Annotated in this window: 16 protein-coding genes; 11 read left to right on the forward strand and 5 right to left on the reverse strand. The window is 41.0% G+C overall.

Going from position 1 to position 24,805, the window contains the following annotated elements; genetic code table 11:
* Positions 1–425 precede the first annotated feature (425 nt).
* On the forward strand, positions 426–905 hold the full coding sequence (locus NMK93_RS13960; protein WP_254527946.1) for a hypothetical protein: 480 nt from the start codon (positions 426–428) through the stop codon (positions 903–905).
* Between the two features lie 672 nt (positions 906–1,577).
* Here the strand turns inward: NMK93_RS13960 and NMK93_RS13965 are convergent.
* From NMK93_RS13965 to NMK93_RS13975, 3 genes are read right to left on the reverse strand one after another with little or no spacing between them, the layout of a single operon-like run.
* A complete protein-coding gene (locus NMK93_RS13965) occupies positions 1,578–2,546 on the reverse strand; it encodes an MBL fold metallo-hydrolase (protein ID WP_254527949.1) in 969 nt (322 codons plus the stop codon).
* A complete protein-coding gene (gene coaE / locus NMK93_RS13970) occupies positions 2,546–3,142 on the reverse strand; it encodes a dephospho-CoA kinase (RefSeq protein WP_254527951.1) in 597 nt (198 codons plus the stop codon). Before coaE ends, NMK93_RS13965 begins: the two co-directional genes overlap by 1 nt.
* A 1-nt stretch (position 3,143) precedes the next feature.
* Positions 3,144–4,091: a YbbR-like domain-containing protein gene (locus NMK93_RS13975; protein ID WP_254527953.1), complete on the reverse strand. Its 948-nt coding sequence runs from the start codon at positions 4,089–4,091 to the stop codon at positions 3,144–3,146.
* Positions 4,092–4,261: 170 nt separating this feature from the next.
* Here NMK93_RS13975 and purL point away from each other — a divergent pair, with 170 nt between their 5' ends.
* On the forward strand, positions 4,262–7,936 hold the full coding sequence (purL, locus tag NMK93_RS13980; RefSeq protein ID WP_254527955.1) for a phosphoribosylformylglycinamidine synthase: 3,675 nt from the start codon (positions 4,262–4,264) through the stop codon (positions 7,934–7,936).
* Positions 7,937–8,021: 85 nt separating this feature from the next.
* Positions 8,022–8,885: an aminoglycoside 6-adenylyltransferase gene (locus NMK93_RS13985; protein ID WP_254527957.1), complete on the forward strand. Its 864-nt coding sequence runs from the start codon at positions 8,022–8,024 to the stop codon at positions 8,883–8,885.
* Positions 8,886–8,900: 15 nt separating this feature from the next.
* On the opposite strand, the gene NMK93_RS13990 is transcribed toward NMK93_RS13985, so the two are convergent.
* Positions 8,901–9,518, reverse strand: a complete 618-nt coding sequence (locus NMK93_RS13990; protein ID WP_254527959.1) for a hypothetical protein — start codon at positions 9,516–9,518, stop codon at positions 8,901–8,903.
* A gap of 109 nt (positions 9,519–9,627) precedes the next feature.
* Positions 9,628–11,226, reverse strand: coding sequence for a Na+/H+ antiporter (locus NMK93_RS13995; RefSeq protein WP_254527961.1), 1,599 nt, complete (start codon positions 11,224–11,226; stop codon positions 9,628–9,630).
* Positions 11,227–11,267: 41 nt separating this feature from the next.
* On the opposite strand from NMK93_RS13995, the gene rlmF reads away from it, so the two are divergent.
* The 8 genes from rlmF to NMK93_RS14035 all read left to right on the forward strand — a co-directional run bounded on the left by rlmF (position 11,268) and on the right by NMK93_RS14035 (position 24,801).
* Entirely contained in the window at positions 11,268–12,152 is an 885-nt protein-coding gene (gene rlmF, locus NMK93_RS14000) for a 23S rRNA (adenine(1618)-N(6))-methyltransferase RlmF (RefSeq protein ID WP_254527964.1), read from the forward strand.
* Between the two features lie 465 nt (positions 12,153–12,617).
* Entirely contained in the window at positions 12,618–15,581 is a 2,964-nt protein-coding gene (locus NMK93_RS14005; protein ID WP_254527972.1) for a SusC/RagA family TonB-linked outer membrane protein, read from the forward strand.
* A gap of 6 nt (positions 15,582–15,587) precedes the next feature.
* Positions 15,588–17,093: a RagB/SusD family nutrient uptake outer membrane protein gene (locus NMK93_RS14010; RefSeq protein ID WP_254527974.1), complete on the forward strand. Its 1,506-nt coding sequence runs from the start codon at positions 15,588–15,590 to the stop codon at positions 17,091–17,093.
* An 11-nt stretch (positions 17,094–17,104) separates the two neighbouring features.
* Positions 17,105–18,205 carry a fasciclin domain-containing protein gene (locus NMK93_RS14015; protein ID WP_185214217.1) on the forward strand — a complete coding sequence of 367 codons (1,101 nt, stop codon included), beginning with the start codon at positions 17,105–17,107 and terminating at the stop codon, positions 18,203–18,205.
* A 24-nt stretch (positions 18,206–18,229) separates the two neighbouring features.
* The gene (locus NMK93_RS14020; RefSeq protein ID WP_185217547.1) at positions 18,230–19,321 is read left to right on the forward strand and encodes a DUF5007 domain-containing protein; all 1,092 of its coding nucleotides are present in this window, start codon (positions 18,230–18,232) and stop codon (positions 19,319–19,321) included.
* Positions 19,322–19,332: 11 nt separating this feature from the next.
* A complete protein-coding gene (locus NMK93_RS14025; RefSeq protein ID WP_254527977.1) occupies positions 19,333–22,494 on the forward strand; it encodes a SusC/RagA family TonB-linked outer membrane protein in 3,162 nt (1,053 codons plus the stop codon).
* Positions 22,495–22,499: 5 nt separating this feature from the next.
* Positions 22,500–24,044, forward strand: a complete 1,545-nt coding sequence (locus tag NMK93_RS14030; protein ID WP_254527979.1) for a RagB/SusD family nutrient uptake outer membrane protein — start codon at positions 22,500–22,502, stop codon at positions 24,042–24,044.
* Position 24,045: 1 nt separating this feature from the next.
* Positions 24,046–24,801: a fasciclin domain-containing protein gene (locus NMK93_RS14035; protein WP_214648463.1), complete on the forward strand. Its 756-nt coding sequence runs from the start codon at positions 24,046–24,048 to the stop codon at positions 24,799–24,801.
* The last annotated feature ends 4 nt before the right edge of the window (positions 24,802–24,805 follow it).

Genomic DNA, 24,805 nt, shown 5'->3' on the forward strand with positions numbered 1-24,805 from the left:
TCAATTTTGACTACACAAATATTCATTAATAATGATTAGATAAAATTTATTTATTTGAAGATATCTCCTTAATGCTAAAATTTACTATTTAATACCAAATGACCCAGTTAAACAACTATTTGAATTTTCTTAAAAACAATTTAACATTGTCCATAACGCTCATATATATTGTAAGTTTTATCAATTATTTTATATACTATAGTTCTTTTGATATTCCAATATCCAATTACATTGAATTAACGGATCTACTATTTTTTTTCTTTGATTATGTAATACAAATTCTATTAATAATTTTCTTCGCTGAAATAACATTATTTATTATTCATTCCTTTTATTTTAAAATATTCCATATTTATTTACCTCTAATTGTAAATGGAAAAATTTTATCTTTTTTAGGATCAAATAAACATAATAAAAAAAGATACTTGAAAATTTTGGAAATTAATTTTGGCAACAATCTTTGGAAATTCAAAATGGCTATCCTAATCTTTTCTATGTTCTTTATAAGCAAGTACCCCTTGAAATTGATTATTATTCCTAGTTTATTTTTTTATTCCTTCTATTTATTAAATCAAATAGACAGAAAAAAAACTCAAAACCTAACATTGTATTTATGTTCCTTAACAGTAATCATTGGTCTTGCTTTAACAACAATTAATAATTTAATTAACAAACGTTTTAATAAAGATGAAACGGCCATTTCTTTTATGGAAGGAGAGCAAATTATATCAACTAATAAACAGAATAGTAATCTAAATTATTTAGGAGAAACATCTAAGTATTTATTTATTTTTGATATAAAAACTAAGACTACAAAAATTTTTCCCAAAGAAAGTATCACAAATTTACAAATTGAAAACTCTCATAATCTACTAGAAAGGTTTGGTAAGTTAATAACCAGATAACAACTCAATTAAGACAATAAAACATAACTTTCTCATTTTCATAAAATTAACTTAAACCCTCAGAACATTTTAAAACCAAAAATTCACAATCCCTTACCCTATCCTTCCCCGTATTTTCCATCAGGTCCCGTTACAAAGCCTTGAAATTTCCATAATTTCAACAATACCTTACTCTCTTTATTAATTTTATAATATTAATACTCAATCAGTTATCAAATAAAAAACGTAATTACGTAAAATACCTACTGTTAGGTATTCATTTATTGGCTTTTATACAATATATTCGGAAAACAGAGATTTGGAATTCTAACAATTGGGATTTCACTATAAACCTTAATACCGACGACTATTAATTGCAGTAGAAAAACAGAGAGATTCAAGAATTTTATTAAAAGTGGAAATCATGTGTTCCCTACACAATTTCTTATATAAGCCGTCCTGGCTATTATTGTTAAACAGAAAAATGGCTAGATATTCCGCATCTAGCCATATTTTTTTGATTGATTTTCAAAGTTCTACCTTGCTCCTACAAATAGCCGAGCAAATAATAGATTATGATAAATACCACTATGGTTCCAAAACATCCGAGGCCCATCTTCTTGGCGCCCCAGCCTGCTATCAGTGCTCTAAAAAATTTGTTCATAAGTTGATCTAAATTGTTTACCAATCCTATCAACAATAATCTGGAATAAATGTTTGACTGTGTATATCTCGAATTGCAATATCTTCTGAAAAATGAGCATGCAAGGCCCTACCATCTCCGTGCAAAGTCCAGATAGCTTTTGGCTTTACCTTACCCACAAAATATAGGATATCATTCCAGTCCACATGGTCGGACAGAAATAGGCTGATATCGTTCTGAGCCTGCAAGCGCTCCCATCCCGAAGCAAATGCCTTAAGCACATTCTTTGCCCTGCGGTAACTGTTGAAGGTTAGTGGTGGCACCAAATAGATCTTGTTGTCGCCGGCTTCTTTCATGGATTTTCTGTTGTACTGCTCGTATTTCAAGGGTACATCAATAAATTGATCATAGATGCGATGTATAGGCATGATCTGATAGTGCAATAACACCTCTTTCTGCGGGAGATGTTCATTGAGCAGGGCGGTAATACGCTGGGCTTTACCCAGGGAATAACAGCCCAAGAGGATATTGCTTCTGACATCCAGTTTCATGATTTCGCAAACAGGATCTGGATGTTTGGTTTCTGGATTGGCGAAAGTCGTTTCGGTAATCAAAACTTCTGCCTCTACGATCTGAATAGGTTCGCAGGTACGGTCTTCCTGCAACTTATAGTCGCCGGTATACAGGTACCTCACGCCTTTATAGATCATCATGATCTGTGCGCTGCCAAGGATATGACCAGCGGGATATAGATAGATATCGACGCCATTGATCTGAAAAAATTCAGAAAATCTCTTGACATGATAAGAATCCAAAGCTTGTTTTGGGTAGCGGTACTGCATAATGGCGGCAGTTCCCGCAGTACAATAGATATTTCTATGGCCAGGGGACGCATGGTCACCATGGGCATGCGAAACGACGGCATGTTTGACCGGATATAGGGGGTCTATATAGAAATCGCCATAAGAACAATAATATCCTTTATCTCTTTTTACTAGAAAGTCTTCAATAATCTGCATTAGCTTGTTTTTCCTTGAATAAATTTCTGATGCAGTTCCATCACCTGCTCAATCAGGCTATGCTCATCATCGTTATAGACGATGCAATCGCTTAGCTTTTCCTTTTCCTCTGCGGGCATCTGTTTATTTATCCTTCTCAGCACCTCTTCTCTGTCCACTTTATCGCGCTGTATCACCCTTTCGATCCGGAGATCCAATGGTGAAACCACCAGGATGGTGAAATCCAAAGCTTTATAGGATCCGCTTTCAAATAAGAGTGCAGCTTCTTTGACACTATATATGGAAGTCTGGGCTGCTGCCCAATCTTCGCCATCCTTGATCACGGCAGGGTGAACGATGGCATTCAGTTTTTTCAGTTCTTCGGCATCGCCAAAGACCCTTTTACCGAGCCATTCCCTATTGAGGCTACCGTCCTCAAAATAGACCTCTTTGCCGAAAGTTTTCATCAGGGATTGACGGACCGCATCGTTCTTGACCATGATATCCTTGGCTTCCCTATCGGCATCATAGGTCGGTATGCCCAATATCTTGAATATCTTGGTCACTACGCTCTTTCCGACGCCTATGCCTCCTGTAATCCCGATTTTTAAACCCATATTATCTCCTTACAAAAAAATCAACATTCTGAGGTTCTACGCTCAATACCTTGACATAATCAGGCATTTTGGTAATGATGACCGGTAAGCTGGAAACCTTATGGTCTTTCCAGGCATCCAGATCCACCACCGCCTCAAAATCCCTAGAAGTATATTTATTATAATCTTTTACGGCCAACAAAATGGTTGCGCGAACCTTACTCGGCAATACGCGAACTGAGGTATAACCCTTGCTGTTCTCCACTTTGATCGGCAGTTCGATCACCTTCTCCGTAATCTCTCCGACCGGTACGATCACTTCTGCAAAGGTCGGATAGATTGTAATGTTAGTTCTTTGCTGCTTATTCAAATAAGCGACGGTACGCACATCAGTATTGACATCTTTGCCTTTGATGGTATCGGTCTCCAGGTATTCAATACTTGCCACATCTTCCAATGGGCCCGTAATGGTAACATATTCGGGGTTGGTTCGGGTTTCGCCGATCACGCCGTATTGCCTTTGGAAAGTCAGGCTTTCTACGGCTTTGACCGGAACCTTACGCTGGGTCTGTTTCGAGAAATCGAAGTAAAGGGTGTCAGGCGAAACGGCAACGACCTGCTTATCCGTAGGGAACTGTCTATTGATGAAACCGATCTGGTTACCAAAGACGATAAAGTTCCGTGATTTAAGCCCTGAAAGGTCGACCTGAATTTTTGCGGTATCGAGGTGCAAGCGTTCCATGAACACCTTCCAGCCGGACATCTTGATCTTGACGGTTACCGTATCTGATTGAAGGGGATGGAAAGCTTTGTTTTCCGGCAAATTAACATAGGACATGCTCGCCTTTTTGGTGAAGGTATAATCACTGGAAATTGCAAACAAGGTCCAAGCTAAAAATGAAATGATGATACAACGCAGGAAAATGGATAATTTTCGACGTTGCACTTTGTTAATCCGCCTTAAAGCCATTCTACAAATGTAATATTTTGTGAGCAAAAATCACATTTTGACAGTAGCATGAGCTATCCGGCTCAAAAAGCGGAATCCTTAGCAAAAAGATGCCATTTTCAGCCGGTTTATTCTTAAAATATTACGTAACTTTGCAGAATAATTGAAGGACGTTCAAATTCACTTTAATAATGATTCATTTCTTCGTGAACCCATTGAACACAGTTTATGCTGTTCAAACCCAAAATGATTTATCTACTGAAGATATCTCCAAACTAAACTGGCTTTTCGGCAACTCTAAAAAACTCGACGAACAAACGCTTAACGACTACTATGTAGGTCCGAGAGCCGCTATGGTAACTCCTTGGAGCACCAACGCCGTAGAGATTACCCAGAACATGGGAATCAGCGGGATTATTCGTATCGAAGAGTTTCAAAAGGTTACGGAAGATTTCAAGGATTTCGATCCGATGATTTCCCAAAAGTTCAGTGCCTTGACTCAGGATATGTTTACCATCAACATCAGCCCTGAACCAATTTTGGATATCGATGACATCGAGGCTTACAACCAGTCGGAAGGCTTGGCATTGAGCCCTGAAGAGGTAGAATATCTAAACAAGCTAACTGAGAAGATTGGCCGTAAGCTGACGGATTCTGAGGTTTTCGCTTTCTCGCAAGCGAACTCTGAACACTGTCGTCACAAGATCTTCAATGGTACTTTCGTGATCGATGGTGAGGAACAGCCTACATCCCTATTTAAATTAATCAAGAAAACTTCAGAGACCAATCCGAATGAGATTGTTTCTGCCTATAAAGATAATGTAGCCTTTATCAAAGGTCCTAAAGTAACGCAGTTTGCTCCTAAAACAGCAGACAAACCAGATTTCTATGAAGAGAAGGATTTCGATTCGGTTATTTCATTGAAAGCTGAAACCCATAACTTCCCAACTACGGTTGAGCCATTCGCAGGAGCCGCAACAGGTTCGGGTGGTGAGATCCGTGACCGTCTAGCTGGCGGTCAAGGTGCACTTCCGCTTGCTGGAACGGCAATCTACATGACAGCCTATTCACGTTTGTTGAATGATCGCACATGGGAAAAAGCAATGGAAGAAAGAAAATGGTTGTACCAAACGCCAATGGACATCTTGATCAAGGCATCCAATGGTGCTTCTGATTTTGGAAATAAATTCGGCCAACCATTGATCACGGGTTCTGTCCTTACTTTTGAACATGAAGAGGATGGTCGTAAGTTGGGGTATGATAAAGTTATCATGCAAGCTGGTGGTATCGGTTATGGCAAGTTGAACCAGGCCAAGAAACATGAGCCACAAGCTGGAGATAAGATTGTGATCCTAGGTGGTGAAAACTACCGCATCGGTATGGGTGGTGCAGCGGTATCCTCAGCGGATACAGGTGCATTCGGTTCAGGTATTGAATTGAACGCCATCCAACGTTCTAATCCAGAGATGCAAAAGCGTGCTGCCAATGCCATCCGTGCTTTTGTGGAAAGTGATGTAAATCCTATCGTTTCCATCCATGACCATGGTGCCGGTGGACACTTGAACTGTCTTTCTGAATTGGTGGAAAATTCTGGTGGTCTGATCGACTTGGATAAACTTCCGGTTGGAGACCCTACCCTTTCAGCCAAAGAAATCATCGGTAATGAATCTCAAGAACGTATGGGCTTGGTGATTGCAGATGAGGATATCGAGAAATTGAAGACGGTTGCTGACCGCGAGCGCTCGCCAATGTACACTGTTGGTGATGTGACTGCTGATCATCGCTTCACTTTCGAATCAAAGAAAACTGGTGAGAAACCTATGGATTATGCCCTAGAGGATTTCTTTGGTTCTTCGCCAAAAACAATCATGAACGATAAAAAGGTACAGCGCAATTATGCTGACCTAGAGTATACTGTAAACGAGGTTCCTAATTACCTAAACCAAGTCCTTCAATTGGAAGCAGTTGCTGCTAAAGATTGGTTGACCAATAAGGTGGACCGTTGTGTGGGTGGCCGTGTTGCGAAACAGCAATGTGCCGGACCTTTGCAATTGCCATTGAACAACGTTGGGGTGATGGCCTTGGATTACAAATCTAAAGAGGGTATCGCTACGACAGTTGGACATGCACCTTTGGTAGCTTTGGTTGATCCAGTTGCTGGATCGAGAAATGCTATCGGTGAAGCGCTTTCTAACTTGGTTTTCGCTCCTATCTATAATGGCCTGAATGGTGTTTCCCTTTCGGCAAACTGGATGTGGGCTTGTAATAACGAAGGTGAAGATGCAAGATTGTACCAAGCGGTACAGGGATGTTCTGACTTTGCAATCGAATTAGGTATCAATATCCCTACCGGAAAGGATTCACTTTCCATGAAACAGAAATATCCGAATGGTGAGCACGTAATCGCTCCTGGAACGGTTATTATTTCTGCTGGTGGTAACTGTACCGACATCAACAAAGTAGTGGAGCCTGTATTGAAGAAAAACGCTGGTTCTATCTATTATATCAACCTTTCTCAGGATAGCTTCAAACTTGGAGGCTCTACATTCGCTCAGGTATTGAACAAAATTGGTTCGGATGTTCCGACCATTCAGGATGCACAGTACTTCAAGAAAGCATTTAATGCGGTTCAGGAATTGATCAACAAAGGTCAGGTTGCTGCAGGTCATGACATCGGTTCTGGTGGTTTAATTACTTCTTTATTGGAACTATGTTTTGCAGATGTGGATTTAGCTGCTGAATACGATCTATCTGCCTTGAACGAATCGGACAGTGTAAAAGCATTGTTCAATGAAAACATCGGTCTGGTACTACAGGCGAAAGAAGATGCGGCATTTGAAAAAGCATTGGCTGAAGCGGGTGTTGAAGCTTTCAAAATCGGTAAGGCGATCAACGGTACTTCCGTGAGCATCAAAAACAATGCGGATTCATTCAGCTTTGATGTGGCTGAAACCAGAGATACTTGGTTCAAGACTTCATACTTATTGGATCAAAAGCAATCGAAAAACGGAACTGCTGACGCACGTTTCAAGAACTTTAAAAATCAGCCTTTGAGATATAGCTTCCCTGCTCAGTTTGACGGTAAAAAACCAGTGATTGACGGAAGCAAAGCTCGTCCTAAGGCGGCGATCATCCGTGAAAAAGGATCAAACTCGGAAAGGGAGATGGCGAATGCAATGTTCCTTGCAGGATTTGATGTGAAGGATGTTCACATGACGGACTTGATCTCAGGTCGCGAAACATTGGAAGATATCCAGTTCATCGGTGCTGTGGGTGGTTTCTCGAACTCTGACGTTTTGGGTTCGGCAAAAGGTTGGGCAGGTGCTTTCCTTTACAATGAAAAGGCTAAGACTGCTCTTGAAAACTTCTTTGCTCGTCCTGACACCCTTTCTGTGGGTATCTGTAATGGATGTCAGTTGTTCATGGAGTTGGAATTGATCAACCCAGAGCATGAGGTTCACGGTAAGATGCTGCATAACACTTCCCAAAAACACGAATCAAACTTTGTGTCGGTGAAGATACAGGAAAACAACTCGGTCATGTTGTCTACCCTTGCGGGCTCAACATTAGGTGTTTGGATCTCTCATGGTGAAGGAAAATTCAATTTGCCAAACCAAGAGGATCAATATAACATCGTAGCGAAATATGCTTACGATCAATATCCACACAATCCAAACGGATCGGATTTCAATACGGCAATGATGAGTGACAAAACTGGTCGCCACTTGGTAACCATGCCACACATCGAGCGTTCAGTTTTCCAATGGAACTGGGCAAATTATCCTGATGGTCGCAAAGACGAGGTTTCTCCTTGGTTAGAGGCTTTCGTTAATGCCCGTAAATGGATTGACAACCAAAGCAAATAAGTTGGAATAACGTAATAGTTAAGAAAAATCCCCATGCCTTCAGCATTGGGATTTTTTTGTTAACTTAAAATCTGAGGAAATGCCCATGAAAGCAAGAGATGAAAAATTAGCAGCAATCAAGGCTTGGACCAGAAGCAATGAAGACATTCGAGCAGCATTGCTGACGAGCTCCTTGGTCAACCCCTTGGCTCCAGTAGATGATTTCTCTGATTTGGACATCGAGCTTGTTTTCCTTGATCCTACACCCTATCTAGAATCTAAGGATTGGATTGATCTTTTTGGAGATCCCCTGAATGTTTACGAGGAAGGAATTGAAGCCTTTGACGGGAAGCATGCCATGAAGATGGTGCAATATTGGGATGGGGTAAAAGTTGATTTCAAGATCTATAGCGTGGAGCAATTTAAAGCTGAAGTATTGGCTGATGAACTTCCTGAGGATTGGGATATCGGTTATGAAATCTTGATCGATAAGGAAGGTCTTTGCAAAGGTTTACAGCATCCGAACTATGAGGTCAGTATTATCAAAGAACCTACTGAAGAAGAATTCCAAAAGATCGTTGCGGATTTCTTTTGGGATGTGACCTATCTTCCGAAATGTCTGGTCCGTGGGGACCTGTTCTACCTCAAATTTATGGTTGAAAAGATCATTCGGGTTGAATATTTTATTCCTATGATCGAATGGTATATTGGTAGTAGAAATCAATGGGACGTGACAACGAATAAGTATGGTCGACTGTTCAAGAAATACCTAAACACAGCGGAATGGGAAGAATTGGGAGCAACTTTTGCCGGGGCGGATATGGAAGAAAACTGGATAGCCTGCGGCAAATTGATCGATATCTTTGATAGAATGGCTCAAGCTGTTTCAAAGGTCCAAGGATACTTCTATGATCTGGATAAAGCTAATGCTACAAAAGAGTTTTTCAACATCCATAATCCAAAAAAATAGTGCAAATAACTACCCTTATGTATCATAAGAGTAGTCATAGCCTATAACTTTCCATTTTCCATCAATCAATTCGAGAAAGTATACAAAACCATGCCCGCACATTATTCCACAGTGGTAATAGGTGTGGATCAAAGCTTTTTTCTTATCAGCAGTGAACAGTGGCTTTTCGAAAGAATAGAATTCAATGAGGTATGCCAAATTGTTATGTTTGCCGTTCTGTATTGGTTTCAAGATTTTGGACAACTTGGTATAGTTGGGGTAATCTTCAGTATCCAATAATTGGGTTTGATAGGCATTGAAATCTTTTATGTCACTGGATAGTTTCTCGGATGCCAACTCAAGAACAGATAGCTGAGACTTCATATCAAATTCGCTGCCTAAGCTGGAATTGTAGTATCCTCTCCCAAACTTAGGATCGTAGAATTTAAGATCTAAATTTTTATCAAGAACATACCTTGCTGTATCAAATTCAACCACCGCATCCACAACCTTGGAGAATTCAGCTCCAATTGGGGAATAAGTCGGAAATACGCTTTCTAAGAACTCTTTCCCTGAGATATTATTTGTTTCCTTTTTCTGCCTACATGCCACCATCAATATGATTAGCAATGTATAAATCCCGAACCTTTTCATAATCCTTACCTTTTGTATTGATATGATGAAAAAGTAAACAGGATTGCATAAAGTAGACGATGGATAAAAAGGAAATTCTATCCAACAGGGTAAAAATCCTTTTCTTCTTTTATCTCCTATTCAACCTGGATTCCTCTAAATCGAGATTATGTTCCAAGGACTTCAATATAGATTCGTCATAATTCTTTTCGCTGACCAAGGTATAGATTACATCCCTCCTCACATTGATCAGATCCTGCATCACCTGCTTATACAGCCCCCTTTCATTCGCAATCTTGATCTTCGACTCGCTACTTAAGTTGGTGGCGGTAGATTCCAAGCTTCGTTTTAAGGATAGATTAATAGCTTTGACGGTATTGCTTTCTTCGAGCTCTGTAGCATACTTAGTTTTCAGCAATTCCATTTCTTCCTTCACTAATCGATATCTGATAGCTTCTATCTGTGCCTCTTCTGGGATCTCTGATGACTTGCCATCGAGGTTGACCAACTTGATCAGCCATGGCAGACTCAAACCTTGCACGACCAAGGTTATCAAAATGACCACGAAGGTGATGAATAGGATCAGGTTACGGTGCGGGAAATGCTGGCCACTGGAAGCATAGATCGGAATCGCCAAGGCAGAGGCTAAGGATACCACACCGCGCATTCCAGCCCAACCTAAGATCAATGGCATCTTCCATCCTGGTGATGGTTCTTTCTTACGGACCTTAGGAAATATCCTGGGAACATAATTGACGATGTAAATAAATGCTATACGGATTACAATGATCACCAAAGTGATGATCAGTGCAATTTCAATCGCCCAGGACGTGGATACGCTTTCTATACCATCAATGATAATGGGAAGTTCCAAACCGATCAATATAAACACAAAACCATTCAATAGGAATCCGACGGTTTCCCAGACCTCACGCGTCTGAATCCGGGTATTATAATCCATGTAGTCTTTGGATCGATAGGAAAGGAACAATCCACCGGAAACCACGGCCAATACACCCGACCATTCGAAGTGCTCCGCAACGATGTACATTATGTAGGGCGCGATCAGGGTGATCGGAGTAGTTATGCTGGATGCTTTGGCAATGTATTTCAAGAAATAGAATAGGATATTGGCGATGACCAGTCCCACGCACACGCCCATAACGGCGAGTAAAAAAAATCCAACCACTGCTTCCTGCATGGTAAATGCACCGGTCATAATGACCGCCAAAGCCATCCGGAATACCGTTAGGGAAGCTGCATCATTGACCAAGCTCTCCCCCTCCAACAAAGTGACCCCACGCTTAGGCATGCTCACTCCCTTGAGGACAGAAGTTGCCGCAACAGCATCGGGAGGAGAAATAATACCGCCCAATAGGAATCCTAATGCAAGCGTAAATCCCGGAATTAAATTGACAGATAAATATGCAACAGCTATGGAAGTAACAAAGACAAGTCCGAAGCCCATGGTCAGGATAGACCTGCGGTTGCTCCAGAAACTATTCCATGAGGTATACCATGCTGCTTCAAATAATAGAGGCGGCAGGAAAACCAAAAACACCACATCGGGGTTTATACTGAACTCGGGTAATCCTGGAATCAGGGAAATCGCTAATCCACCAATTACCAACAAGATAGGATAGGATATCTTGAACCGCTGAGAAACTACAAATAACATGGACATGAAAAAAAAGAGAATCATGACCAATAATATATTGGATTCGATCATATTATCTTAATTAATAGATATCTTTGTGCACAGTAAAAATAATGGAAAAAAACTCAAAAAATCTACACCCGCGCAATAAGTTCAATCAGGATTATGACTTCAAGAAACTGATCAAACATGTTCACCAATTGAAGAAACACATCGTTGTACTTCCTGATGGCCGTCAATCCCTAGACTTCAGAGATCCTGAATCTGTTTTCCTTTTGAACAAAGCTTTATTGGAATCGGAATACAAGATCAACAACTGGGACCTATTGAACGGTAGCCTCTGCCCTTCCATTCCGGGTAGATTGAATTATATCCATTATTTAGCTGACCTCATCCAGCCTAAAAACCCTAAGAAAGTCAATGTCCTGGATATTGGCACTGGCTCTAGTCTTATTTATCCTATTCTTGGCTTCTTGGAATACCATTGGAATTTTGTGGCATCCGATACCCATATCCCTTCCATACAGCATGCCCACAAGATCCTGAATGACAATCCTTATCTAAAAAAAGGAATCAAGATAAGACAGCAAGAAAACAGTGACCATATCCTCAAAGGAATTATTCAACCCAATGAATATTTCGACGCAGTACTTTGTAATCCCCCATTCTACAAATCGCGTGAAGACTATAGGCAAACGGTTCTGAAGAAAAACCAGAAGCTCCATCAGGAAGCTGAAAGCACGAAAACCAATTTCCAAGGTCTTTCGAATGAGCTTTGGTTCCCAGGTGGTGAAAAGAAGTTCATTAGCAACATGATCTATGAAAGCTTTGACCTAAGAGATCAAATTGGTATATGTTCGGTTCTGGTTTCAGATAAAGACAACCTGAAGCCGTTAAAAGCTATCCTCGAATATCACAAAACAGAGGGGGTAAAAGTGACACAAATGAATCAAGGCAACAAGATAAACAGAATTCTTTCTTGGCAGTTGAATAAATAAGACCAAAGTTTAGTTTAACTTTTCTATGTTACAATAGATCAAAATCCACTTTAACGTTAAAGCAGATTTGGACAGGAATCTTTATTTTTTTAAAAAAAATTTGCTAAAACGTTTTTAATTTATAAATTAGTCTTAACCATTAACAAAACTAATACTAACAGTCACTTTATGAACTTATTTTTACCTACAACAACCTGCAATTTATTTTCCGGCTAATTAAAGGAAATCTTGTTTAATTTTTACCCAAACTAAACACAATTAACCATTGCTGTACTGGAATCCTATTACCCAAAAACTTTAAATTATGAACCAAAAAAAATTGCATTTAAACTTTATGAGCAGTTAACGGATTTAAAGCAAAGCCTTCTATTTCCCTTTTACTGACCGAATAGCTCCCTTCTGGATTTGCTATCCGAAACCTACTAGTATCTACTATTTTACTAACCTATAAACAGCACTACAAATATGAGTGTATTATGGAAGTTTAAATCGTTATTGATTTTTATGTCTATGTCCGTGGGGCATGCGCATAGTCATAACGTTGATTTTGCCAACCTATCCCTGCAGGACACAACCGAAACGGACTCTATTCCTACAGTCGATACCTTGGCGGAGTTAAAGCCACTTTATGAACTGGACCTACCTAAGTTCAACAACCTTCGGAACATGAAAGCCAATTCGCTGATTACTGCCAATAGTTTGCAGCAGTATATCAAAGGTGAATTACCAGGCGTCTATGTTTCTGAATCAAGCGGTGAGCCTGGAAGTAATATCCAGATGTTCGTGCGCGGTATCAGTAAACCTATCCTGAGCAATAGGGATATTTACAATACCCAACCCTTGGTCGTTCTAGATGGTGTTCCCTTAATCGGAGAACATCCTTTTGCGTTTGATGTGCAAAACTATGACATCGAACGTATCGGAACCGAAAACAACCTCCTGGGCAACATTGATTTCGACAACATCCAAAGCATCAAGGTATTAAAAGACCTTTCGGCAGTTGCAACCTATGGTCCGCTTGGGGCTAACGGAGTCATTGAGATCACGTCGAGGAAGACTGAAGGTGATGGCGACAAAAGAATAACGGTAAACAGTTATATCGGAATGTCTCAACGCCCTCGCGTCACTACCATAAACGGTGCCTATGAAAATTCATTTAGGAAGCAATTTTATGACCTCTACACCACCAATGGTAAATACAACCAGGACGATGTCTATCCAATCTATTTAAGTGACTCCTTAAATAACGATTACTATGGACCATCAAACTGGTCTGATAGCTATTATTCCAATGGACTCAACCATGGTGTCAATGCCAATATCTCGGGTGGTCAGCCTCGTGCTACCTTCCAGTTCTCTCTGGGAAATGTAAAAACCTCAGGAGTAGCGGATGACACTAAATTTGACAAGTACAATGCTCGTTTCTTCTTGAACCTGAGACCTTTCAAATGGCTAAACTTTGAAACCCTTTTCAATGCTTCGCGATTGAACAGGGACCGCAACAGAAACTTGCGCAACAGATTTGCCATGATGGGTTATCTTCCTGACCTAGGTGCTCCACTTGCTCCTAACAAGGAAGTTTATGATTCCTATCTAAAGGAATTCGACAAGAGCTTTGACAATAACTTCAGCAATATCCTGGAAGGATTCTTCCGTTTACAGGTAAATGTTGGAGCTTTAAAGATCCGTAGCAAGTTCGCCGTTGATTATAACGAAGGCTACCGCGACCTTTTCTACCCAAGCACCATCTTAGAGAAAAGTAATTTCGCTTCTAACTACTATGGTTACAACCAACGCTTATTGGTGGATAACCAAGTTTCTTACGATATAGAAAACGATGCAAACTATTTCTATTTCGAAGCTGGGAACACCTTGATGTGGGATACCTATAAATACAACTATGCCTATGCATACAAAGGTGTCAATGACTTCATCAAACTTAACCTATTGGAGTCTGACCCAAACAACGGGAACTATCTAAATCCTACTGCTTTCCCTAGACAATTGGTCTATAAGTTCTTGGACAGAACCAAACACAACATGGTCAATCTATACGGTAAAGCATCTTATACCTATAATGAATCCTATACCGCTGCATTGACACTTCGTTACGATGCATCATCAAATGCACAACCGACTACAAGATGGTTCTTCTCTCCTATCCTAGCCTTAGGATGGAATGCGAAGAATGACTTCATGAAGGACAACGAATCCGTTAGCCTATTTAATATCAGAGCCAGCGTAGGCAGGATGGGTCACTATAATCTGTATGATAATTACGGACAAGGACCTAGCTATACTTCAGAAATTGGCTATACCGGTAATGCAATCGTTCCGGGATACAATGGTTTTGCGGCATTGGTTCGTCCATATAATATAGGCTGGGTGGGATATGACCTTCCTTGGAGCTATTCGGATAACCTGAACTTAGGTTTTGACCTAGGTTTCAAGAACCGCGATATCCAAGTTTCCCTTGATGCTTACGTTCGCGATAGCAAAGATCAGTTGATCATGTTGCCAGGTAAGAAAGACTTCGGTTATGACTATCAATATGAAGCTGGAATGGATGTCCGCAATATGGGTATCGACCTTACTGCTTCAGGAAATGTAGTACAAAATGACAAGATCACCTGGAACACCGGGTTAGTATTAGGCGTAAACACAAATAAGCTATTGGCATTGCCAAATAACCTGGATGAAATCGAAGTGAACGACCGATTATTGAAAGTTGGTGAGAGAATCGATGCCTTCTGGTTATATGAAAACAACGGAATGTACCAAACAGACCAAGAAGTTCCGCAATCAGGGGGTCAACGAATGACCTACAATGGTATCATCTTGAAAGCTGGTGATCCAATCTGGTCTGATACCAATGGGGATAACCAGATCAGCAAAGAGGATAAAGTCCTACAAGGCAACATCATCCCTAAGCTTAGCGGTTCATGGAACAATATGGTTGCTTACAAAAACTTTGACTTGAACCTGAACTTCTACTTCAACCTTGGAAGAAAGATTGTCAACCAAGAGATGTCAAACCGTTTCAACTTTATTGAAAATGAGAATGCCAGCAGCATAAATTCCATCAAAGAGATCACCTACTGGGAGAAAAGAGGGGATTATGATCAATATCCACTTTACAACCCTTGGTCATCCGTTGCGCCATTCCAAACCAATCAATCCCTATTCCTTGAGGATGGTTCTTTCTTGAAACTTAGAACAGTAACCTTAGGCTATAATTTCAGGGATATCGTTGGAAACCGTTTAGGCCAAAAGGGAGATCTATATGTCTATTTATCTGCCAACAATTTATTTACTGTCAGCAAATATTCTGGAAGGGATCCAGAACTGGTGAATTACATGGGTTACGACCAAGGTTATTCCCTTCCGATTCCAAGAACATTTGCCTTAGGATTCAAACTTAAACTGTAACCGATCATGAAAAGAATATTAATCATTTTAATCGTATTGAGCCAAGTTTTCGTGTCCTGCAAGAAAATGCTGGACATCAATTCCACTCGATTGGTTTCAGAAGAAAATATGTGGCTTAGCATGGAGGATTCCAGAGCGGCCTTAATGGGAGTTTACGGATTGACCAAATCCGCACTGAATGATAACAATGCACATTGGATCTATGGCGATGTACGTTCCGGAGAGTTCTCCGTGCCTATCCGCCAAGACTTGAAAGCTATCGCCAAAAACGACCTGAATGCTTCCTTCGGCGTAATGAACGACCTAAAGAGCTGGAGACGTTGGTACGCAGTAGTGAATGCTGCCAATATCTTCCTAGAACGTATCCAGGAGGTAAAGGACAATGACCAACGCTATACCAACAACAATATGGTGGTGGATATCGCGCAAGCCCGTTTCCTACGTGCCTTTGCCTATTTCTATATGGTACGCATTTGGGGAGACGTTCCATTGATCGTCTCTTCTAAAGAAGGTACTTTTGATGATCAACCTCGCGAAGATCAGAGCAAGATATTGGCCTTTGTAGAACAGGAATTGCAAAAGGCAGCAGATGATCTTCCGTTCCTTTTTAGCTCCAATGACCCGCAGCAACAAGGAAATTACTACAACGAATCCAACAGCAGATGGGACGGCGCCTTAGCTCGTAAAACTACAGCTTATGCCATTTTAGCCCATGTTGCAGCCTGGCAGAGTAATTACCCTGATGCTGCAGCATACGCTAAATTTGTTATCGACAATCAACAGAAAGGTAGCTTGACTTTACTCCCTACCAATAACCTAACAGATCCAAATGGATTCTTCTACGATAAAAACCGGAATCAGTTATTAGGTTTCGGACATATCTACAACCATGTGGAAGGTTCCTTTACAGGGCACATTGAAGAGTTAACCTTGGCATCGCCCGTGGTAAACAAAAGTATCCCGGATATGTACATGTCCAAAGACAAGATCCTTTCCATCTTCAATGAATCTACCGATGAACGCTTCTCTGCTGATACCCTAGGAAATCCTGTAACCGAGGTTTATTTCAAAAACTTCAATGGACAGTATCCTATCTTCAGCAAAGTGAAATGTATCATGGGTGGAGTAACAGACCCAACGTTCAGGTTCTATTCCAGTGCCACCATTATCACCCGTCTTGAAGACATGTACCTATTGCGTGCAGAATCATTGGCGGTAATTGGTGAGCAAGCAGGAGCAATCGACCTATTGAATACCATCCGCGAAAGAAGAGGGCTTACGAACTATTCAGCAGCGAAAAATGGAGACTTGATCGATGCGATCTTCCAAGAAAGAAACCGGGAGCTGATGGGTGAAGGGCATCGTTGGTACGATATGGTCAGACAGTACAAGATCAAGAATGACAATTCAGATCTGAGCAATCTGATCCGTTCCAAAGGACAATATTGGCCGATCTCTGCCCAAGTCTTGACCCAGAACAAATTATTAACCCAAAATGAATATTGGAAATAAACCGTATAACCATGAAAGTCAACAATCTATTTTATAGTTTACTCTCCTTGATTTTGGTTAGCGGATGCACCAAAGACAATGGATATTACAACGAGACGGTAAATAAGGTGACTTATGATGGTACTATTTTGGAGTACCTTCAAAGTAAGCCCGGCGTTTTTGACTCCCTACTTAAAGTATTGGATCGCACAAAAATGCAAGCAGTGCTCGCTTCTAATGATAAATACACCTTCTTTGCACCAACCAACCAGAGCTTTCAATTAGCAATCGAAAACCTCAACAATACCCGCAAAGAATCGGATAAACCTTTGGAATATTTATCCAATGTGGACCTCCTACAATTGGATACCATGATGGCTCAATACCTGATCAAAGGCTTCTACCCTAGTGATTCCATGATGATGAAAGATGGAATCCAACTGCATGACTACAAATTCAAAAGAACGATGAACGCTAAATTAACCACAGCGACCTCATCAGGATTTGAAAGCGGCGGCCCTAAGGTCATTGAATACTCGGACACAAAGAACAGTCAGTTCACCAGAAACTGGATTACCGCAACCACTGCTTCCATCAACATCGAAGCAAAGAACGGGATGATCCACGTTGTTTCTCCGAACCATGTTTTCGGTTTTAACGACTTTGTGACCCGATTGACCTACATCCCACCTCCACCAAACTTATTTGTAACCGTCGGAGGTAAATTCTCGGTATCACGCGAGAACGATGGTGGTGTCAATGCCGTTGAAGCATCAAAATATGTGTTTGATGGCAACCCAGAAACCAAGTACCTGTTAGGTAGTTTCGGTGGAAACTGGATGCAAGTAGAACTAAACACAGCAACTGCAGCTAACTCCTATACCCTAACCTCAGCCAACGATGCGGTTGAAAGGGATCCAATTGACTGGACCTTGACAGCATCTGATGATGGAGAAAACTGGGTAACACTGGATTCTAAATCAGGCGAAGAATTTACATCGAGGTTCCAACAAAGGGTCTTCTGGATCAATAACACCAAAGCATACAAGTTTTACAGGTTAAATGTACAACGCGTTCGTTCTGGAGATCTATTCCAATTGGCCGACTGGAGCGTAAATAAAGGAACTAAATAATCTATTAACCTTAATTGAAGAAAAATGAAAATCAAAAATAGTATCCGATTGCTCTGTCTCTTTATAGGGAGTTATGGATTATTTACTGCATGTTCGAAAATGTACGACCTTCCTGAAGACAGGGATTTTATAAGCGAAAACATCAATTATATCATCAAGATCATTGAGCCTACCCTAGGCAGGAACAATGTCTTTACCTCCCTATCTGAGGACAACTCTACCCTACCGATGAAGTTTGAAATTGTCAATGCTAGGTATGGAGACGGTCGTCCAGTGACAGACCTATTTACCAAAGTCCAAACCTATGAATGGATCCAGGAATATGATGGCAAGGAAAAATCCCTAGCTGAAATTGAGGCGAAGAGAAGATTGGTTGAAAAACCAGCATTCGAAGTAGACAGCAATGGCCGAATGATTTTATGGGCAGGGGCAACAAATGCGATCATCAAACCAAGACCTGTCGATACGGTCTTGAAAACACAAGATATCCGTTTCTTTGACCTGAAGGTTCAGAACTCAGGCGGTACACAGATCATCAAGGATTTCCAATTTATCCCTTGGCGTGAGATCCCTTATTTTCCATCGACGGACATCAATCCCTATACAGGAGGAAAAGCTCCAGATCCACTACGGCCTAAGGATACCACTAGACAGGATTATATCATCCCAAGTTTCTTAAACAATGTAATTGGCGAAAGGACCCAATTGCCTTTGGTCAACAATAACATCCAAAAAGATGTGGTAGTTTACATCCGTCCATTTTCTGGCGGCAAAGGCAACAGCTTACGTTTCAAGTTCATGGGTGCTGACGGTAAGTTTATCAATCCCGTGAAATTCAATGAAACCAGATGGGACTTCTTAGTTCATGGATTCAATAAAGTGATGACCCCCGAATATGTGCAATATGATGTGGCTTATCCGATTCCATTGACGCCTTACCGCACAGACTTTTCAGATGCGGGCGGGGCACATGTGTCATTCTCTTATTCTCGATTGGGATTTGGAGGCGGGCGCACCGTGGGTCAATTTGGACTGAACTTCGCGATCTATAAAAAGGGAGATTGGGAAATTGTTTTCCATTTCCGTAATCAGAACCCAAAATTCGAGGATGAATAAACCTTAGCCTTATGAAATTACAGAAACTAATCATATTAATCTTAAGCATTTTTAGCCTACAATTTGCTTATGCTCAAAACCAAAACCTGCGTGGTCGAGTGGTTGATGAGTCTAATAACGGTATTGCCGGCGTAACAGTAGTGAATGCGGCGACCAATAGGGCTATTACGGCAACAGACGACAACGGTAACTTTGGCGTGAGTGTAGCCCCGAACACGGCTTTAATTTTTAAAGCTGTAGGTTTTAATCAAAGAAGAGTAACAGTAAGAGCCAACCAAACGACTCTAACCGTTCAGATGAGCTCTACACAGGACCAGGTAGAAGAAGTCGTGGTCCGTGGATATGTGGCCCGAAAAAAGGAAAATACCACAGGATCTTCTTTCACCCTTGGAGAAAAGGACATCCGTGACGTCCCTACTGCCAACCTTGAGCAATTGATGCAAGGTAAGGTTCCGGGACTGAACGTACAGGTAAATACAGGTGCTCCAGGATTTAGGGGCTCTACCCAAATCCGTGGTCTATCGACTCTTTCCACAACAGGTTCTGGTAGCGAGTCCATCTTGATGCCTACATCTCCCCTATATGTAATCGATGGGGTTCCGATGGATGCCGATAGAGCTTCAGAATTCGGTCTACAACAACAAGGGCCGGGTATCTCGCCGCTGTCCTTGATCCCACCTGAGGATGTACAAAGCATCGAAATCTTGAAAGATGCCCAAGCAACGTCACTTTATGGTTCTCAAGGTGCCTACGGGGTAATCATTATCACCACAAAACGTGGTAATTCTCCCGTGCCTAGAATCAACTATACACACAGTACCTTCTTGAAGACTCCACCAAAATTGAGAGAGACCTTAGGAGGTAATCTAGAACGCCAAATCAAAATCTGGCAAATTATCAATAACGCGAGAACACAAGCCGAAATTGACAGGATCATGCAAACCCCAATGCTTGCAGATAGTTTGAATGCATTCTTCAATAACTCGACTAACTGGCAATCCCTTTATTACCAGAATACATTCAACCAAAACCACAACTTGAGTTTGGATGGTGGTAATGAAATCCTTTCCTATAAATCCAACTTGGGTTATTATGGTGAAACCGGGGTAATCAAGAATACAGGCTTCAACCGCTATTCAGCTAACTTGAGAATGGATTACCGTCCTACAAAACGCTTTGAGTTTACAGGACAGGTATTTGCTCAGTTAGGTAAACAGAATAAAGGTGATGGTACAGGTATCCTTCAAACGGGGGTGTCAACAGGTGGTATGAACTCTACCCTATTGCCTCCTCCAGGATTCTTCTCGGCAGACAATGATTATATCGCGGCCATTAGAACCAAAAATGATAACAGTTCCAAATTGATCCGTCCATATGTGGAAGGTAAATTTGAGATCCTTCCTGGACTGAGATTACAATCGGCCATGAGTTATGAATTCGCCTCTAACAATGAAGACAAATTCACTCCAGCTGCAGCTGCAGGCCAGTTCTCAGAAGTGTATTCATTCGCAGGTCGCGAATCAAACCTATACAACAGAAATATCCTGAACTATACCAAGGATATCAATGAGGACCACAACATCTTTATCAACTTGTTCAATGAGGTAAGACATAACCAACGTCAAAATACCATCACTAAACAGGCTAGAACTCCTAATGATCAATTCGAAGGTCCTTTAGGTTTCGATGGTTATTTCTCTAGAGGTGGTGGTGTACTGTCCAACTTCAGAAATGAGAAAGCGCTATCATTTGCCCTTGCGACTACCTATAGTTACAAAAGCAAATATATCCTAGACCTATCCTATCGTTTGGATGGTTCCTCTGCCAATGGTTTCAAGAACCTATATACCAAGAACCCAGCAGTCGGAGTTCGTTGGAATGCGCACCATGAAGAATGGATCAAATCCCTTCCATGGATCAATCTTGCATCCCTTCGCTTTACATGGGGTGTAAACGTAATGCCAACCAGTACATTGGAACGTATCTATGGTAAATATGATATTTCAGGTCTTTACAATCAGATCAATGGTATCGGTATCAACTACGAATTTATTCCAAATCCAAACTTGTTACCAGTTACCTCCATGCAGTATAACTTAGGGGTAGACCTTACCTTCCTGAACAACAAAATTGAGATTATTTACGATACTTATTACAAGAAAGTGGACAACCTTTTGTTTGAGTCTTTCTTGAACAATACTTCTGGATTTGACAAGCTTAATTCCAATGATGCTGGACTAGCAAACTATGGACATGAGATTGCCTTAAACTTCCGTCCTCTTTCTGTAAACAGTCCTTTCAACTGGACCCTGTCCTTCAATGGTGCTTACAACCAAGACATCTTGTTGCAGTTGCCTTCAACCTTTAGAGGACAAGCCATCAAATGGGATACTCAATCTGATAAATTGCACATGGTAAACCGCGTAGGTACCTCAGCCCTATCAAATTACTTGTTAGAAAATATCGGTGTATATGCGACAGATGCTGATGTACCAGTTGATCCTGCTACTGGCCTTCGCTATCGTACTGCTGATGGAACATTCTTCCAAGCTGGAGACCCAATGTATGTAGATAGGAACGGAGATTATATCTTAGACAACCGTGACTATGCACGTGCTGGCAATACACAACCATTATGGACTGGTGGTATGCAAAACACCTTGAATTACAAAAACTTCCAGTTATCTGTCTATGCTTCATACACAGCAAAGAGAACCATTTTGAACTATGCTTTAGCACAACGCCTAAGCCTATACAATAATCCTTACGGAGGTAATTTGGTAGGTGGTCAAAGTAATGGAGCCAATTCCATCGTCCCTATTGAAAACCTAGATATCTGGTTGAAGGACGGTGATATTGCCAAGTATCCTTACCCATACGACTTCTCTAGAAATGCCAGCGTTCAACCTTTCCGTTATGATCAAACTCTATGGGAAGAAAACGGTAGCTATTTCAAGATCAACAACATCATCTTCGCTTATGTATTCGATCGTGATCTGTTGAGGAGATTTAAACTAGACCGTTTCCGTATCTATGCTTCTATGGACAATGTGTACACCTTCTCTTCGTATTCTGGGCCAAACCCTGAAAACGTAACGAGCTTAGGCCGCGATGCATCAAACGGATATCCAGTACCAAGAACTTACACCCTAGGCTTCAACCTTTCATTCTAATGACTATGAAAAAATTGATAAAAAATAAATTAGCTGTAATTGGACTTGGGATTGCCTTAGGGTTCAGTAATTCCAGCTGTAATAAATATCTAACCGTAGAACCCATAGACCGATTGACAGGTAACAATTATTACCTATCTCAACAGGATGTGGAAGCTAATATGGCCTTTATGTACGCAAAGTTCTTTGAAAAGATCAATGAAACATGGGTAATGGGTGCCATTGGAGAAGCAAGGTCTGGAGAAATATTTGTTTCCGACGGTGCCAATAACTTCAGTCAACGAAAGGTCGTAGAGGCATTAGGCAAAAATCAGTTACCAACAGCTATGTATTCCACACAGTTCGATTGGTATAAATTATATGTGATCACCGATTGGAAAAAGTATTATCAAGTGATCCAAAGTGCCAATATTTTAATTGAAAAATTAGAAGAAGGTATCCCTGGAGTTACCGGATCAGACCAGAGCAGATACATTGCTGAAGCAAAGTTCATCCGCTCATTCACCTACTTCTGGATGGTCAGGTTATATGGTGATGTTCCATATTATACCGATGCTTACCATACGGAACCACTTCCTCGTGAAAATATGGTATCTGTATTGAATAAGTGTATCGCTGACTTAACACCGCATAAAGATCTAATGCCTTGGTCATTGAATGATCCAGGACTTAGGGGAGCCAGACCAGCAAAAGGTGCCATTATCGCATTATTGATGCACATGAACATGTGGAATTCTAGCTTTGATCCAGGCAACAAACAAAAATACCTAACAGAGGCTGCTGCTTTAGGAAAGCAATTGATCGACAGCAAACAACATAAATTGGTTGCTCCATTCACCGATCAGAACTGGGCAGTGGTTACTAAAGGAAGAAGTGAAGAATCTCTTTTTGAGTTCTACAAGAGTATCAACTACGGCGACAATGTGGAAGCATTAGCACCTTTCTGGGACCACTTCTTGCGTTGGCCATATAAATTCCCTCGCTTTGACAACCAGTTGAGTCACTGTTATTTTATTTCCTCTTACATGAACCAGATCTTCCCGGAAGGCGATGCCGATAAGAGAAGAGAAATGTGGTTTGAGGATATTACTTCAGACAATGGAAGATTTGTGTTAAGGAAATTCGGAACCAACGTGTATGCTTCTGGAAACGAAGATAAAAACCCAGACAATACCTTTAGTATTTTCCGTTATGCAGATGCGATCTTACTTTATGCAGAGGCTTCTGCTGAATTAGGCAAAGATGCAGATGCAATAGCAGCAGTGAACATGGTTCGCGATCGTGCTCAAGCTGCCCGCTACGGCGGTGGCGGTGGTGCTGACCTGAAGAACTTCATATTCCTAGAAAGAGAAAGGGAATTGATCGGTGAAGGCATTCGTTATTTTGACCTTATCCGTACCCGAAGGATCTTAAGCTCTGAGTGGACCATGTCCCCGCTTACACTGGATCAATACAACCGCGGTGGTTGGACTTGGCCTATCGACCCATCGGCCCTGAACAACAACCCGTACATGAAATTAAATGAATACTGGACTACAATTGGACGATAAGATGAAAAAGATATTTAAACCCCTACACATCGCTCTTTTCCTTTTCGGAATCCTGTTTATAAGCGCCTGTAGTAAAGACGATTATTACGAGGATGGTGGATTGGCAAAGGCTGAATTTAATGGAACCATATTGGAATACCTGGAATCTAAACCGGTATTATTTGATTCCCTAGTCCAAGTAATCAAACTTGCCGGACTGGAAAATGAATTCAAGACCAAAGAGTTTACCTTTTTTGCTCCCTCAGATCCGGATATCAAGCAATTGATCGGAACTATTAGAACCGGTGGTTCACTCAATACCTACCTATTTAATATGGGTCTGGATACCATCCAAAAGTTGAGTGATATTGATTCTGCTATCTGGAGAAAAAACTTGCTGCGCTATATGTTCAACGGAAAGAACAAACTGGCGGACTACCCACAGATCGATTATTCGCTGATGGGTACATATCCAGGTCAAAACTATATTTCGCAATCGGGTAATGTATCCAATATTGGAGTGGTATTCAATGATATTATTCAGATGAGTGGAACTACGGAAGTATCCAGATTGAAATATAAAGGCTACAGACAACTGCACCTCTCGTATTTCCCAGATCCTTCAAACCCTGATGTTTATGTGACGTATCCCGTGGCGACCTCAGACATACAGCCCAACAATGGCATAATCCACGTCTTGGATTATAATAAAAGCTTTTTTGGATTGTATCCTGGATCGCAAGAAATGATAGAAGATGTTGCTCAAAGTAAACGATAAAATT

Origin of the sequence: Sphingobacterium sp. LZ7M1 (assembly GCF_024296865.1) — a bacterium.
In the GTDB taxonomy this organism is placed as follows: Bacteria; Bacteroidota; Bacteroidia; order Sphingobacteriales; family Sphingobacteriaceae; genus Sphingobacterium.